The following is a 15,423-nucleotide window of genomic DNA, read 5'->3' as shown; positions in this document are numbered from 1 at the left end:
GCAACCCAGGCGCAGCGGGCGCCCGGGCAGTTGGCCCCAAGGTTATGCACAGCTCTGCCCACAGTTTCTGTGGGCAGCTGGCCAGCTCAGGCGAAGCGCGAGAAGTCCGGCTGGCGGCGCTGGGTGAAGGCGCCCAGGGCCTCGAGGGCTTCCGGCGAGCTCAGGCGCTGGACGAACAGCTCGCCCTCCTGGGCCACTACCTTGCGCAGCTCCTCGATGTATGGCGCCTTGAGCAGGCGCTTGCTCAGCGCCAGGGCCGCCGGCGGCAGCGCCTGCAGGGCCCGGGCCGCCTCGCGGGCGCGTTCGAGGGCGGCGGCGCCGTCGGCCAGGGCCTCGTTGGCGATGCCGTAGGCCACCGCCTGCTCGCCGCTGAAGCCGTCGCCGCGCATCAGCAGGCTGGCGGCGCGGACGTGGCCGAGCAGGCGCGGCACCAGGAAGCTGGAGCCGAATTCAGGGCACAGGCCGAGGTTGACGAAGGGCATTTTCAGCTTGGCGCCGCGGGCGACGAAGACCTGGTCGCAGTGCAGCAGCAGGGTGGTGCCGATGCCCACCGCCGGGCCGGCCACCGCCGCCAGCACCGGCTTGCTGAACTCCATGAGCGCGCGCATGAAGCGGAACACCGGGCTGTCCTGGCCGCTGGGCGGGTACTGGAGGAAATCGTGGATGTCGTTGCCGGCGGTGAAGCACTCGGCGTTGCCGGCGATCAGCACCACGCGCACGCCGCGGTCGTGCTCGGCGGCCTCCAGGGCGTCGGCCAGGGCGGCGTACATCTCCCGGGTCAGCGCGTTCATCTTGTCCGCGCGGTTCAGGCGCAGGGTCAGCAGGCCCTGTTCGCGCTCGACGAGAATCTGTTGGCTCATGGCAACTCCTTGGCAGCAGGCTGTGGCGGCCGGGTTCGCGGGCCCGGCTCAGGCGTGGGAGAGGAACAGGTCGGCCAGGGTCTGGCCGCGCGGCAGCCCGGCCAGGTACAGGTGGCGGGCGAAGCGCTCGACGCTGGCGGGCTGGCCGCAGAGTAAGGCGATGCTTCGCCGCGAGACAAGGCGGAATTGCGCCAGATGCGCGTCCAGATCGGCCGGCAGCGCCAGGCTCGCCTGCAGGTCGGGATGGGCCGCGGCCAGGGCCGCCAGCTCCGCCGCCAGGTAGTGCTCGGCCGGCGTGCGCGCCAGGTGCAGCAGGCGGATCGGCCCCTCGTGGTCCGCCGCCAGGGCCTGGCGCAGGATGCCCCACAGCGGCGCCAGGCCGGTGCCGCTGGCCAGCAGCAGCAGGGGGCGCTCCTGCCATTCGGGGTCGTAGTGCAGCGCGCCGCCGCGCAGCTCGCCCAGGCGCAGTTCGTCGCCCACCCGCAGGTTGCGCGCCGCGTCGCAGAAGGCGCCGGGGGCCTGGCAGGCGATGTGGAACTCCAGCCAGGGCTCGTCCGGCAGGCTGGCCAGGGAATAGGGCCGCGCCACCTCGCCCAGCCACAGCACCAGGTGCTGGCCGGCGCGGTAGCGCAGGGGCCGCTGGGGTTGCAGGCGCAGGCGCAGGACGTCCGCCGCCGGCCAGTGCAGCTCGGCGACCGTCGCCGGCAGGCCGTCGCGCTCGGGGTCGAAGACCTCCACAGCGCAGTCGTCCACCACCCGGCACTGGCAGGCCAGGCGCCAGCCCTCGGCGCGGCGCGCGGCGTCCAGCGCCTCGGGGCGCTCGTCGAGCAGCTCGCCGCCGCTGCAGCGCACCAGGCAGGCATGGCAACTGCCCGCGCGGCAGCTGTAGGGAATGGCGATCCCCTCGGCACGCAGGGCGTCCAGCAGGTTGCTCCCGGCGGCCACTTCCCAGTGCCGGCCGCCGGCACGCAGTTCAGGCATCGCTCTCCTCCCATGCCGCCTCGCAGCGATTGCGTCCGCTGCGTTTGGCACGGTAGAGCGCCTGGTCGGCCCGCTGCAAGGCCTCGTCGAGGTCGTCGCCGCATTGCAGCAGGGTCATGCCGGCGGAAAGGCTCAGCACCGGCACTTCCACGCCCATCGGCTCGGCCGCCGCATAGGCCAGGCGCAGGCGTTCGCAGCAGGCGGCGAGGCGGTCGCTGTCGGCGTCGGGCAGCAGCAGCACGAACTCCTCCCCGCCGTAGCGCGCCAGCACGTCGCCCTGGCGCAGGCAGGCCCGCGCCACCGCGGCGAAGGTCTGCAGCACGCGGTCGCCGGCGGAGTGGCCGTGGATGTCGTTGATGCGCTTGAAGTGGTCGAGGTCGATCAGCGCCAGGCCGTGGCGCTGGTCCGCCTGCATGTCGTCCAGGGCACGCCCGGCCAGGCGCAGGAAGTGGCGGCGGTTGAACAGCCCGGTGAGTTCGTCGGTGGCCACCAGGTCTTCCAGCTGGCGCATCATCCCGCGCAGGGTATCCTGGTGCGCCTGCAGCGCGTAGCGGCGCTGGCGCATGCGCTGGCGCAGGGCCTGCACGTAGCCGGCGAACAGCGTCAGCCAGACCAGCACGCTGAACAGCACCAGCAACTGCAGCACGGCCTGCCCGGGCAGCTCCAGGCGCTGGCGGAAGGCCTCCCAGAGGTTGAGGCCGGCGAAGGCGATGAAGGCCAGCCCCGCGCAGCGGGCGAACACCCGCGGCTGCAGCTGGAACACGCCGAACAGCAGGATCAGCACGTAGAGCACCATCAGGGTGCCGCGCACGCTGTCGACGTGGGCCAGGAAGAAGGTGGTCCAGACCAGCGCCACCAGCACCTGCGGCTCGGTCAGGCTGGCGTCGACGAAGCGCTGGTTGCGGCCGCTGACGAACAGCCAGAGGAACACCGCCTGGCTGGCCACGGCGCACAGGCTGGCGGAAACCGCCAACGCCAGGGAGCCATGGTAGAAGTCGCCGATCACGGTCAGCCAGAGCAGCAGCAGGGCCATCGCGTAGGTGCCGAGGGCCATGCCGAACCGCCTGATCAAGAGCTTTTGGAGGGCGCGCTGCTTCAGCGGGGAACTCGGTGTGCTCATGGGGGCTCCATCCCGTAATGGCACTTGGCCCTCACTCTACTATCAAAGCCACAGCATGCCTAGCCGACCGGAAAGTGGGCGCTTGCCGCCCCTGCCGACCAAGGTCGGATCGCCGGCGCGTGCGCCCGGCCCTGGCACGGCGCTATACTACGGCGCCCTTTTTGCGCCGGTGCCTGACCGGACGCGTTCGGTGTACGTGGCTTAGCCGCCTGAGATTCCCGCCTGACATACCCGCCTGAAGAGGACCGTGCTCCATGGCCGTGATCAAGCAAGACGACCTCATCCAGAGCGTCGCCGATGCCCTGCAGTTCATCTCCTACTACCACCCGGTCGATTTCATCCAGGCCATGCATGAGGCGTACCTGCGCGAAGAATCGCCGGCCGCCCGCGATTCCATGGCGCAGATCCTCATCAACTCGCGCATGTGCGCCACCGGCCACCGTCCGATCTGCCAGGACACCGGCATCGTCACCGTGTTCGTCCGCGTCGGCATGGACGTGAGCTGGGAAGGCGCCACCATGAGCGTCGACGACATGATCAACGAAGGCGTGCGCCGCGCCTACAACCTGCCGGAGAACGTCCTGCGCGCCTCCATCCTGGCCGACCCGGCGGGTGCGCGTAAGAACACCAAGGACAACACCCCGGCGGTGATCCACTACTCCATCGTCCCCGGCAACACCGTCGAGGTCGACGTCGCGGCCAAGGGCGGCGGCTCCGAGAACAAGTCGAAGATGGCCATGCTCAACCCGTCCGACTCCATCGTCGACTGGGTGCTCAAGACCGTCCCGACCATGGGCGCCGGCTGGTGCCCGCCGGGCATGCTCGGCATCGGCATCGGCGGTACCGCCGAGAAAGCCGCGGTGATGGCGAAGGAAGTCCTGATGGACCCGATCGACATCCACGAGCTGAAGGCCCGCGGTGCGCAGAACCGCATCGAGGAACTGCGCCTGGAGCTGTTCGACAAGGTCAACCAGCTGGGCATCGGCGCCCAGGGCCTGGGCGGCCTGACCACCGTGCTCGACGTGAAGATCATGGACTACCCGACCCACGCCGCCTCGCTGCCGGTGTGCATGATCCCCAACTGCGCCGCCACCCGCCACGCCCACTTCGTGCTCGACGGCTCGGGACCTGCCGAACTGGAAGCCCCGCCGCTGGACGCCTACCCGGAAATCGTCTGGGAAGCCGGCCCCTCCGCGCGCCGCGTCGACCTGGACAAGATCACCCCGGAAGAAGTGCAGAGCTGGAAGCCGGGCGAGACCCTGCTGCTCAACGGCAAGATGCTCACCGGCCGCGACGCCGCGCACAAGCGCATGGTCGACATGCTGAACAAGGGCGAAGAACTGCCGGTGGACCTGAAAGGCCGCTTCATCTACTACGTCGGCCCGGTCGACCCGGTAGGCGACGAAGTGGTCGGCCCGGCCGGCCCGACCACCGCCACCCGCATGGACAAGTTCACCCGCCAGATCCTGGAGAGCACAGGCCTGCTGGGCATGATCGGCAAGTCCGAGCGCGGCCCCATCGCCATCGAGGCGATCAAGGACAACAAGGCCGTGTACCTGATGGCCGTCGGCGGCGCCGCCTACCTGGTGGCCCAGGCGATCAAGAAGTCCAGGGTCCTGGCCTTCGCCGAACTGGGGATGGAAGCCATCTACGAGTTCGACGTGAAGGACATGCCGGTGACCGTGGCGGTCGACACCAACGGCGAGTCGGTGCACATCACGGGACCTGCGATCTGGAAAGACAAGATCGCCCACAGCCTGGCGGTGGAAGTGAAGTAAGCCTTCGCTTTCGCGCCACGAAAAAGCCCGGCCATGTGCCGTAATGCTGTTCACTTAAGAAAAACGCCGCGACTCCCATGGGAGTCGCGGCGTTTTTCTTGGTCTGTTTTCTAGCCTCTGTGGGTCGATTCTGGTGTCGAGCCCCCTCGGAGTGGCTGAAAAACATACAAACAACCCGCTGCCAGATGACTGGCAGCGGGTTTCTGGAGTAGCCCGCCAAACGTTAAACGCTTAAGTGAACAGCATTACGGCCATGTGCCGGGCTTTTTCATGCCCGCGCGACAGATCTTCGTAGGAGCGAGCTTGCTCGCGAACCTGATGTCCCGCCGCGGAGTTCGTTCGCGAACAAGAACCAGGCGGCTCCCTCGCTCCTACAGGCCTCGACGCCAACGCCACCGGCGGATAACCGCGAACGGTTATCCGCCCTACGATCCGATGGGTTGGCCGATGCAGTGCGCGAAGATGCGTTCCAGCGCTCTGTAATCACAGAGCACTGCGTCTATGTTGCCGCCGATCCACTCGTTCTCTTCCACCGCCCACCAGTTGACCTCGAATCCGACGTTGACGATCAGGTGCTCGAACAGAATGCGCTGGGCCCGGCCATTGCCCTCGCGAAACGGGTGGATCATGTTGAGGTCGCCGTAATGCTCGGCCACGGCCACTATCAGTCGCTCACGCTCGTAGCCCTCGAACCAGTTGGCTCGCGCCATGGTGCGGAAAATCTTGTCGGCTTCCGGTTCGATGCGATTGACGTTGCAGAAATGGGTGTCGCGCTTGGAGATATCCACGCTGCGAATCTGCCCGGCCCAGTCGTAGAGGTCCTGGAACAGGGCATGGTGGATGCGTTTCAGGTACGCCAAGTCGTAAGGCGGCGGTTCGAAGTCGAGATGGCTGGCGGCGATTTCGGAAAGGTCGCGCTCGGCGCGGGACAGCAGGTCATCGCTGTGAAGATCGAGGTGATTGCGCAGGACGCTCGTACCCGGATAGCAGTACGGGTCCTGGCCGGCGCCGTACTTGTCCAGGCTCAGGCCTGCTTGCGGTACGCGCGCAGGACCGCTTCGCGGCTGGGCAATTCGCGGGCGGCGTCGCTCTCAGTAACTTCGTAGCCTTCCAGACGCAGGCTGGCCGCGTAGTTGGAACGACGGGTCTTGGCGCAGTAGGCTTTCTTGGCTTCCAGGCTGGGGGTTTTCACCAGTCGATGCCTCGCTTCAGGGGCTGAAATTCCATTATACGTGAGCTGGCCCCACCTGCGGCATTCCCCTGTAGGAGCGCGCCCTGCGCGCGAAATCGCGGGCAGGGCCCGCTCCTACAGGGTCGGGGCTCAGGCGCTGCGCGGCACCCGGCTCAGCTCCACGATGTTGTCGCGGCGCTGGGCCAGGTAGCGGGTGCAGCTCACGCGCAGGAAGGAGGCGAAGTTGACCACCTCGCCGCGGTAGTCCATCACCTCGTCGTAGAGCTTGGCGATGAGCTGGTTGGTGGTCATGCCGTCGACCTCGGCGATCTCCCGCAGGATGTCCCAGAACTGGTTCTCCAGGCGCAGGGTGGTGACCACGCCGCGAATGCGCAGGGAGCGCGAGCGGGACTCGTAGAGGATGGGGTCGGCCTTCACGTAGAGCTCGCACATGCTCCGCCTCCTTTATCGATGCGAATGCCAGTCTACAGGCTGATCTTCGTGCCGAGCACTTCGAGGAACTTCGCCAGCCACGCCGGGTGCGCCGGCCAGGCCGGGGCGCTGACCAGGTTGCCGTCGACGTGGGCGGCGTCCACCGGAATGTCCACATACTCGCCGCCGGCCAGCTTCACTTCCGGGCCGCAGGCCGGGTAGGCGCTGCAGGCGCGGCCTTTCAGCACGCCGGCGGCGGCCAGCAGCTGGGCGCCGTGGCAGACGGCGGCGATGGGTTTCTTCGCGGCGTCGAAGGCCTGCACCAGCTCGATCACCTTCGCGTTGAGGCGCAGGTACTCCGGGGCGCGGCCGCCGGGGATCAGCAGGGCATCGTAGTCTTCGGCGCGCACGGCGGCGAAGTCGGCGTTGAGGGCGAAGTTGTGCCCCGGCTTCTCGCTGTAGGTCTGGTCGCCCTCGAAATCGTGGATGGCGGTGCGCACGCTCTGCCCCGCCTTCTTGTCCGGGCACACCGCGTGGACCACGTGGCCGACCATCTGCAGCGCCTGGAACGGCACCATGGTTTCGTAGTCCTCGGCGTAGTCGCCGACCAGCATCAGGATCTTCTTCGCGGCCATCGCGGCATTCCTCCAGGCAGGGCCCGGCCATGGGCGGCCGGGCATGCCAGACAGGTTAGCCACTCCCCGCCGCGGCGGGTAATAGGCCGCTACTACACCGCCAGGCGCTGCGCCATTTCGGCCCGGACCTGGCGGGCATCCTCCAGGATCAGCTCGGCGCCCTTCTCCGCCACCATCATCACCGCCGCGTTGGTGTTGCCGGAGGTGACGTTGGGGAAGATCGACGCATCCACCACCCGCAGGCCCTCGATGCCATGCACCCGCAGGCGCTTGTCGACCACCGAGGTCTGCGGGTCGGCGCCCATCGCGCAGCTGCCGCACAGGTGGTAGATGGAGCCGCAGTTCTCGCGGAAATAGCGCAGCATGGCCTCGTCGGACTGCACCGCCGCACCCGGCAGCACTTCCTCCACGGTCACCGCCCTGAGCGCCGGGGCATTCATGATCCTGCGGATCAGCCGGCTACCCTGGATGGCTTCGTCGATGTCCTTCTGCGTGCTCAGGTAGTTGGGGTCGATCAGCGCCGCGTCGGCCGGGTTCTTCGAGGCGATGCGCACCTCGCCGCGGCTGGTCGGGCGGCACGGGTTGAAGCACAGCAGGAAGCCCGAGTACGGCTCCGGCTTGAGGCTGGCCTTGTTGCTCTTGGGAATCTGGTAGGACAGCGGGTTGAAGTACAGTTGCAGGTTCGGGTGCGCCTGGCTGTCGTCGCTGCGGAAGAAGCCGCCGCTCTGGTTGACGCTCATCGACAGCGGGCCCTTGCGCGTCAGCAGGTATTCCAGGCCCAGCTTCAGCTGGCCGAACAGCGAGCCGAACTCGTCGTTGAGGGTCTTGATGCTGGCCTTGTAGTAGTAGCTGACGCACAGGTGATCCTGCAGGTTCTTGCCCACTGCCGGCAGGTGCAGCACCTCGGGGATGCGGTGCTCCTGCAGCAGTTCGCGGTCGGCCACGCCGGAGAGTTGCAGCAGCTTCGGCGAATCCACCGCGCCGGCCGCCAGGATGACTTCGCGGCGGGCATGGAATTCGCGCTGCACGCCGTGCTGGCTGATGCTGACGCCGATGGCGCGCTTGTGCTCGTCGAACAGGATGCGCTCGGCCAGAGCGTGGTGCTCGATGTGCAGGTTCGGCCGGCCCAGCGCCGGGTGCAGGTAGGCGAAGCTGCTGGAGCAGCGCTGGCCATCGCGGGTGTTGACGTCGTAGATGCCGGCGCCTTCGAAGTGCTCGCCGTTGAAGTCCTCGCTGCGCGGGTAGCCCAGCTCCCCGCAGCCCTTGAGGAAGGCATCGCAGATCGGGTGGGTGTGGCCCTTCATCGGGCTGATGCGGATCGGCCCGCTGGCGCCGTGGTACTCGCTGTCGCCCAGCGGGTGGGACTCCAGCTTGCGGAAGTACGGCAGCACGTCCTTGAACGACCAGCCGTCGTTGCCGTTCGCCGCCCAGTCGTCGAAGTCGTGGGCCTGGCCGCGCACGTAGATCATCGCGTTGATCGAGCCGGAGCCGCCCTGCACTTTCCCGCGCGGTGCGTACAGCTGGCGGCCGGCGAGTTGCGCCTGCGGCTGGCTGTAGTACATCCAGTTGTACGCCGGGTTGTAGTAGAGCTTGGCGAAGCCCACCGGGACCTTGAACCAGGGCGAGGCGTCCTTGCCGCCGGCTTCCAGCAGCAGGACGCTGTGCTCGCCGGATTCGCTCAGGCGGCTGGCGAGGATGCAGCCGGCCGAGCCGGCGCCGACGATGATGTAGTCGTATTTCATGAATCTCGTACCGCAAGTGAGGGGGCCCGCGCCGGCCGGCGCGGGCGCGGGGTCAGCCTTTGGCCGGGGCGGTGTCCTTGACATCGACCGGATCCGGGCCCATCTGCAGGTGCAGCCGCTCGCCGGTGTAGGGGGAATGCCGGCGCACCACGTCCATGTCCAGCTCGACGCCCAGGCCGGGCTCGCTGGAGGGGATGATGTAGCCGTCTTCCCAGTACAGCGGCTTCTTGAGGATTTCCGCGTGGAAACCGTCCCAGGTGCCGATGCTTTCCTGGATCAGGAAGTTCGGCGTGCAGGCCGCCAGCTGGAAGCTGGCCGCCGCGCCGATGGGGCCGTTGTACAGGTGCGGGGCGATCTGCGCGTAGAAGGCCTCGGCCATGGACGCGATCTTCTTGCCTTCGAGCAGGCCGCCGCAGCGCCCCACGTTCATCTGCAGGATGGATGCGCCGCCGGCCTGCAGCAGGCGGAAGAATTCGTACTTGGTGGTCAGCCGCTCGCCGGTGGCGATGGGGATGCTGGTCTTGGCCGCGACCTGGCCCATGGCCTCTTCCTGGCCCGGCGGAATCGGCTCCTCGAACCACAGCGGGTCGTACTTCTCCAGGCGCCTGGCGAGGCGGATGGCCGAGGACGGCACCATCTGCCCGTGGGTGCCGAACAGCAGGTCGCACTTGTTGCCCACCGCTTCGCGGATCTTGCGGCAGAAGGTCTCGCAGCGCTCCAGCACTTCCAGCGACAGCTGGTGCCCGGAGAAGGCGGTGTAGGGGCCGGCCGGATCGAACTTCAGTGCGGTGAAGCCGAGGTTCATGTTCTGCACCGCGCATTCGGCGGCCAGGTCCGGGTCGGAGTAGTCGTACTCGCCCCGGGCGTTCTTCGGGTACAGGTAGGTGTAGGAGCGCAGGCGCTCGTGGACCTTGCCGCCGAGCAGCTCGTACACCGGCTTGTTGGCCGCCTTGCCGACGATGTCCCAGCAGGCCATCTCCAGGCCGCTGACCACGCCCATCATGGTCAGGTCCGGGCGCTGGGTGAAGCCACTGGAATAGGCGCGCCGGAAGAAGCGCTCGATGTGGTGCGGGTCCTGGTCCAGCAGGTAGCGCTGGAACACGTCCTCGATCACCGGGACCATCGCCTTCGGATGGAAGGTGGCGGCGTAGATCTCGCCGACGCCCTCGATGCCGCAGTCGGTCTTCAGGGTCACGAACAGCCAGTACATGCCGCCGATGTGCGGCGGCGGGACGGCGACCACGTGGGTCTGCAGGGAGACGACTTTCATGCTTGGCGCGCTCTCTTGTCGATACGTTTCTTCAGGATCAGGGTGGCGACCACGCCCAGCAGGCCCACCGCCACGACGTAGGAGAAGTAGATCTGGTAGCCGACGAAGCCGGGGAAGCGGTCGGTGATCCAGCCGTTGAGCAGCGGCAGGAAGACGTCCGGCGAGTAGCCCACCAGGGAGATGATGCCGATGGCCAGGCCCGTGACCCGCAGGGGGATGTGGCAGTCGTCGAGGATGGCCCAGTACAGCCCGCGGATGGCGTAGGTCATCAGGCCGATGAAGATCACTAGGAACACCAGCACGCCCAGTACGTGCAGGCTCGGCAGCAGCACCAGGCCGAGCATGCCCAGGGCCGAGAGCAGCATGGCCCAGGTCAGCACGCCGGTCCGCGAGAAGCGGTCGCCCAGCCAGCCGCCGCCGATGCCGCCCAGCGGGCGCATCCACAGCTTGATGGTGGTGATCAGCCCGGCCATGGTGGCGCTGAGGCCGAAGCCGCCTTCCTGCAGGTAGGCCGAGAAGCTGTAGGTGGCCCAGAAGAAGTGGTAGCCGCAGAAGACGATGGCGGTCACCAGCCACAACTCGGGGATGCGCGCCAGGGTGCGCAGGTCCTGCCACAGGTTGCCCTTCTCGATGGCCGCTTCGCCACGCGCGCCCCGGGGGTCGCGCAGCAGCATCAGCGCGGCGCCGAGGGCGATGCAGCAGGCGGCGTAGAAGTGGATGACCAGTTGCAGGCCCTCGGCGTTGCGCTCGCCACGGGTTTCGGTGACGTAGGCGAACAGCGCGATGGCCACGGTGGCCAGCAGCGCTTCCACCAGCCCGCGGCCGCCGTCGAGCACGCCGAAGAAGCGGCCCTGCTCGTCGTCGCCGGCGAGCATCTTCACCCGCTTGATCAGCGAGGCCCAGAAGGTCAGCCCGGTGCTGATGCCGAAGCCGCAGAAGATCGCCAGCAGCGCCGGGAAGCCGGGCAGTTGCGCGTACCACAGGCCCAGCGCGCCGGTGCCCAGCAGCGAGAAGCCGATGAGGAAGCGCGGGGCGATGCGGTCGGCCAGCCAGCCGCTGGGCAGGTAGCTGAGCAGGAAGGCGCTGCCGAGGATGGAATACAGGTAGCCCAGCTCGCTGTTGCTGATGGCCAGGGCCTCGAGCATGGTGCTCTGGTACACCTGGCGCAGGTAGAGCATGGGGTAGATGGCGCCGGCGGCGAGCACCAGCAGGGCCAGTTGCAGGTAGCGGGTCAGGTTGGCGCTGGACGGAACGGCCATGGGCATGGCCTCTGCACTTATTGTTTTTTTCATCATGCGTCTCGTGGCCGGCGGGGGCACCGGCGGGTTGTCGGAAAAGCGCGGCGCGCGCCGGGCGCAGGCAGGCGCCCGGCGCGGCTCGTCAGTACTTCAGGACCACCAGGCGGGTCTGGGTGAACTCCAGCATCCCGTGCTTGCCGTCGTCGCCGCCCAGGCCCGAGCGCTTCCAGCCGGCGTGGTAGCCCTGGTAGGGGTCGGCGGGGGTACGGTTGACGTACAGCTCGCCGGCCTCGATGGCGTTGGCCACCCTCATCGCCGTGCGGTAGTTCTCGCTGTAGAGCACCGAGGCCAGGCCGAACTGGTGGTCGTTGGCCATGGCCAGGGCGTCGTCGAGGGTCTCGTAGCGCAGCACCGGCAGCACCGGGCCGAAGATTTCCTCCTGGACGATCTCCATGTCCTGGCGGCACTCGCTCAGCAGGGTGGCCGGGTAGAAGTGCCCCGGCCCTTCCGGCAGCACGCCGCCGCATTCCAGGCGCGCGCCTTCGGCCAGGGCGCGCCGCACCTTGGCGTGGACGTCCTGGCGCGCGCGGGCGTTGACCAGCGGGCCCATGCGCGAAGCGTCCTCGGCGCGGTCGCCGATGCGCACGGCGGCGAGCTTCTCGCGCAGCAGGGCGAGGAAGCGGTCGTGCACGCCGGCCTGCACGTACACGCGCTCGATGGCGGTGCACAGCTGGCCGCAGTGGGTGGTCTTGGACGCGGCGATGGCGCTGGCGGCCTGCTCCAGGTCGGCGTCGGCCTCGATGATCGCCGGGGTCTTGCCGCCCAGCTCCAGGGACGGCTTGGCGATGTTGGCCTTGCAGTAGTCGAGCACGGTGCGCCCGGCGCCGACGCTGCCGGTCAGGGTGATCATGCCCACCGCCGGGTGCTGGCAGAGGCTGGCAGCCACCTCGTGGACCATGGTCAGCACGTTGAACACGCCGGCTGGCAGCTCGGCCTCGGCGGCGGCGCGGGCGATCTCGAAGGCCGAGGTCGGGGTGTTGTTGCTCGGCCGCACCACCACGGTATTGCCGGCGATCAGCGCCGGGGCGACCTTGCGCAGCAGGGTGTAGACCGGATAGTTGAAGGGGATCAGGCAGGCCACCACGCCGATCGGCTCGCGCTGCAGCAGGATGGTCTCGTCGCGCGAGTCGCTGGGGATCACCTCGCCTTCGATGCGCCGCGCCCACTCGGCGTGGTAGCGGGTGATCTGCGCGGCGTAGAACGCTTCGCTGGTGGCGTCCTGCACGCTCTTGCCGGACTCGCGGGCCAGCGCCGCGCCGATGCCCGCGGCGTTGCGCTCGATGGCCTCGGCGAAGCGCCGCAGGTGCTCGCCGCGCTCGATGGCCGGCAGCCTGGCCCAGTCGCGCTGGGCGCGTTGCGCGGCTTCGACCGCGCTCAGCACCTCGGCCTCGGTGGCCGCCGGCACTTCGGCGATGCAGGCCCCGGTGGCCGGGTCGAACACGGCGATGCGCGCGGCCACGCCGCAGTCGTGGAAACGGCCGTCGATGAAGTTCTGGTCAGTACGCATGGGCATTCCTGTGGTTCAAGCAGCGCGGTGGCGGAGGAACGACAGGCGGAGCGCGGGGCGGGCGCGAAGCCGCGCCGGCAGGCGGGTGCGGGCAGGCATGGGGCAACACTCTTGTCGTTCTTGGATGGGCCAAGTTTCGACAGGCGCAGCAGGCCGGACAAACGATTAATAACGCCGGGTAACCTGCATTTTTCGCATGTTACCCGGCGGCGCTTCAGCGCGGGCTGACGATGTGCGCGGCGTTGTCCAGGCTGCGCTCGGCCAGGCGCACCTCCTCCAGCAGCCAGTCGCGGAAGCGCTCCACGTGCTCCGGCAGTTCCTGCCCCGGGCGGCTCACCCACCAGTAGGACTGGTGGCCATCCACCTGCACGTCGAGCAGTTGCACCAGCTGCCCGGCCACCAGTTCGCGGGCCACCATCTGGCGGTCGGCCATGGTCACGCCCAGGCCATCGATGGCGGCGCGGATGGCCATGTCCAGCAGGTCGAACTCGTAGCCGCCGTGCAGGTCGACGCCCTGGATCTTCGCCGCGTCCAGCCAGTGGCGCCAGGTCAGGTAGCGCTGGTCGTCGCGGGCCAGCACGTGCAGCAGGGTCATGCCGTTCAGCTCCAGGCCCTGTTCCTCGCGCTGCGCCAGCAGGCCCGGCGCGCACACGGCGATGTGCTTCTCGTGCATCAGCAGCGAGCTGTCCAGGCCCTCCCACTCGCCGTTGCCGAAGCGGATGGCGCAGTCCAGGGTGCCGGTCTCGGCCAGGCTGTCCTGCAGGTGCGTGGTGAGGGTGACCTCCAGCCCCGGGTGGGCCTCGCGCAGGCGCCCCAGGCGCGGCAGCAGCCAGCGGCTGGCGAAGGTCGGCGGGGCGTTCAGGCGCAGGCGGTTGAGGTGCTGGCGCTGCTGGATGCCGCGCACCGTCAGCTCGATGCGGTCGAACGACTGTTGCAGCGCGCGCAGCAGCATACGCCCGGCGTCGGTCAGCTGCAGGTGATGGTGGCGGCGCTGCAGCAGCGGCTCGCCGAGTTGCTCCTCGAGCTGGCGCACCTGGCGGCTGACCGCGCTCTGGGTGACGTTGAGCAGTTCGGCGGCGCGGGTGAAGCTGCCGGTGCTGCCGGCCACCTCGAACGCCTTGAGTGCATTGAGCGCCGGGATCTTGCGCTTCATCGCTGGCCCTCCCCTCGCGCCCCCGTTGGACGCGGCATGCGCATTGGAGTATGGCAGCGGCCCCGGAGTCACCGGGACCGCCGCCGAGGCTCACTCAGAAGTAATAACCGACGTTGGCGTACAGCTGGTTCTCCCAGTGGTCGGTGCCGCCCCGGGCCAGGCTGTCGGTGTAGCTGCTGCCGCCGATGTAGGGGTCGTTGCGGCCGTTGAGCCACTCCACGGCGATGTAGAAGGAGCGCACCGAGAAGGAGGTGCCGAGGATGAAGCGCTCGGAGGCGTCGAAGCCGCTGGCCGACTTGTCGAAGCGGCTGTAGTTGCCATAGACCTTCATGCCGCTCCCCCAGCCGCCGACGAAGGTGCCGGGGAAGCTGTAGCTGAGGTCGCCGACGTAGAGGTTGCCGCGGCTGGCGACGTTGAAGGTGCCGTCGTAGCCGCCGAAGCTGACCACCTCGTCGCTGCCCGGGTTGCGCGGCGACATCTGCTGGCGCCCGGCCTGCAGCTGCACGCCCCAGGGGCCGTTCTGCCCCAGGTAGTGCAGGGCATAGGCGTTGCGCCGGCCGGCGTCGTGGGTGTCCTTGTTCTCCAGGCGCGAGGTCAGCGCGGAAACCCCGACCTCGGATTTCCACTCGCCCAGCTGCAGCGAGCGCGCCAGGCGGGCCACCACGATCTGCCGCTCCTGGTTGCGGGTGCCCTCGGGCACGTAGTCGTCGGCGGAGGTCACCACCGTCGAGTAGGTGCTGCCGTTGCTGGTGCCGCGCCCCGGCCAGGCCGGGCGGCCGTACAGGCCCGCCTGCAGGTTCCAGTCGCCCAGCTGCTGGATGTACTTGGCGCCCACCGCCGAGACGTCCTCCAGGCCCACCACGTTGCCGAGGGTCTCGTAGAAAGTGCTGCCGAAGTACGGCTGCAGGCCGAAGGGGACCTGGTTGAGGCCGACCTGCACCTGGCGATCGGCATCGAAGCGGTAGCCGACCCAGGCATATTCGGCGAAGGCGACGTCGCCGATGTGGTCGGTGTACTGGTAGGGGTACTGCTTGCCGTAGAAGCGGTAGCGCGCCGCGCCTATCCAGCTGTCGGAGGTGTAGGTGGCGCGCAGCATCAGGGTGTCGAAGCCGGCCTTGTCGATGTCGCGGTCCGGGTCGTGGTCGAAGCGCGCGCGGATGGCGCCGCCGACGTCGAGTTCGTCCGTCACCGGCACCGCCAGGGCGGCGGCGCTGCAGGTCAGCAGGACGGGAAACAGCAGGTGCGCACAGCGGCGCGGCAGGGGAAACATGGCCACAATGGAAAGCCTCGGCGAAGTTCTTGTCGTTATTCGGCGCACCCGGCGCGGACACTCCCCCCACACCTTGTGCGCGGCCGAAACTAGCCGCTGGCGCGAACCGCGCACAAACGACTAAATCGCCGGGCGAACCGGAGAAAAACGCATGTTTGTGGGACCTGCCCCGGCGCTAGAATCGACGCACCACGACCAGCCCGCGC

The 15,423-nt window shown here is 68.4% G+C and carries 14 protein-coding genes; 1 reads left to right on the top strand and 13 read right to left on the bottom strand.

Features of this window, described 5'->3' with window-relative positions; translation table 11 throughout:
- Positions 1–86: 86 nt before the first annotated feature.
- The 3 genes from PKO50_RS01895 to PKO50_RS01885 are packed head-to-tail and all read right to left on the bottom strand — an operon-like array spanning position 87 to position 2,961.
- Complete coding sequence (locus tag PKO50_RS01895) at positions 87–860, bottom strand: enoyl-CoA hydratase-related protein (RefSeq protein ID WP_109933229.1); 774 nt, start codon at positions 858–860, stop codon at positions 87–89.
- A gap of 48 nt (positions 861–908) precedes the next feature.
- Positions 909–1,841, bottom strand: a complete 933-nt coding sequence (locus PKO50_RS01890; protein ID WP_275628652.1) for an iron-sulfur-binding ferredoxin reductase — start codon at positions 1,839–1,841, stop codon at positions 909–911.
- Entirely contained in the window at positions 1,834–2,961 is a 1,128-nt protein-coding gene (locus PKO50_RS01885) for a GGDEF domain-containing protein (protein WP_109933231.1), read from the bottom strand. Before PKO50_RS01885 ends, PKO50_RS01890 begins: the two co-directional genes overlap by 8 nt.
- Before the next feature lie 254 nt (positions 2,962–3,215).
- Between PKO50_RS01885 and PKO50_RS01880 the strand changes: the two genes are divergently transcribed.
- Entirely contained in the window at positions 3,216–4,739 is a 1,524-nt protein-coding gene (locus tag PKO50_RS01880; RefSeq protein ID WP_109933232.1) for a fumarate hydratase, read from the top strand.
- Between the two features lie 425 nt (positions 4,740–5,164).
- Here the strand turns inward: PKO50_RS01880 and PKO50_RS01875 are convergent, their stop codons facing one another.
- From PKO50_RS01875 to PKO50_RS01830, 10 genes are all read right to left on the bottom strand, one after another.
- Positions 5,165–5,761: a putative adenosine monophosphate-protein transferase Fic gene (locus PKO50_RS01875; RefSeq protein ID WP_089389749.1), complete on the bottom strand. Its 597-nt coding sequence runs from the start codon at positions 5,759–5,761 to the stop codon at positions 5,165–5,167.
- 2 nt (positions 5,762–5,763) lie between these two features.
- Positions 5,764–5,931, bottom strand: coding sequence for a YhfG family protein (locus tag PKO50_RS01870; protein ID WP_009615782.1), 168 nt, complete (start codon positions 5,929–5,931; stop codon positions 5,764–5,766).
- 129 nt (positions 5,932–6,060) lie between these two features.
- Complete coding sequence (locus tag PKO50_RS01865; protein WP_009615780.1) at positions 6,061–6,363, bottom strand: ribbon-helix-helix domain-containing protein; 303 nt, start codon at positions 6,361–6,363, stop codon at positions 6,061–6,063.
- 32 nt (positions 6,364–6,395) lie between these two features.
- Positions 6,396–6,977: a DJ-1/PfpI family protein gene (locus tag PKO50_RS01860; protein ID WP_275628651.1), complete on the bottom strand. Its 582-nt coding sequence runs from the start codon at positions 6,975–6,977 to the stop codon at positions 6,396–6,398.
- A gap of 92 nt (positions 6,978–7,069) precedes the next feature.
- Positions 7,070–8,719 (bottom strand): GMC family oxidoreductase N-terminal domain-containing protein, encoded by a 1,650-nt coding sequence (locus PKO50_RS01855; protein WP_275628650.1) that lies wholly within the window; start codon positions 8,717–8,719, stop codon positions 7,070–7,072.
- A gap of 52 nt (positions 8,720–8,771) precedes the next feature.
- A complete protein-coding gene (locus tag PKO50_RS01850; RefSeq protein WP_275628649.1) occupies positions 8,772–9,989 on the bottom strand; it encodes a mandelate racemase/muconate lactonizing enzyme family protein in 1,218 nt (405 codons plus the stop codon).
- Positions 9,986–11,281, bottom strand: a complete 1,296-nt coding sequence (locus PKO50_RS01845; protein ID WP_275628648.1) for an MFS transporter — start codon at positions 11,279–11,281, stop codon at positions 9,986–9,988. Before PKO50_RS01845 ends, PKO50_RS01850 begins: the two co-directional genes overlap by 4 nt.
- A gap of 88 nt (positions 11,282–11,369) precedes the next feature.
- Positions 11,370–12,794 (bottom strand): aldehyde dehydrogenase, encoded by a 1,425-nt coding sequence (gene aldA, locus PKO50_RS01840; RefSeq protein WP_275628647.1) that lies wholly within the window; start codon positions 12,792–12,794, stop codon positions 11,370–11,372.
- Positions 12,795–13,008: 214 nt separating this feature from the next.
- A complete protein-coding gene (locus PKO50_RS01835) occupies positions 13,009–13,947 on the bottom strand; it encodes a LysR substrate-binding domain-containing protein (RefSeq protein ID WP_275628646.1) in 939 nt (312 codons plus the stop codon).
- A gap of 94 nt (positions 13,948–14,041) precedes the next feature.
- On the bottom strand, positions 14,042–15,217 hold the full coding sequence (locus PKO50_RS01830; protein WP_275630415.1) for a hypothetical protein: 1,176 nt from the start codon (positions 15,215–15,217) through the stop codon (positions 14,042–14,044).
- Positions 15,218–15,423: the final 206 nt, after the last annotated feature.

Origin of the sequence: Pseudomonas sp. 273 (genome assembly GCF_029201425.1) — a bacterium.
GTDB lineage: Bacteria > Pseudomonadota > Gammaproteobacteria > Pseudomonadales > Pseudomonadaceae > Pseudomonas > Pseudomonas delhiensis.
Note: the sequence above shows the minus strand (reverse complement) of the source record. Positions and strands in the feature narration are given on the sequence as shown.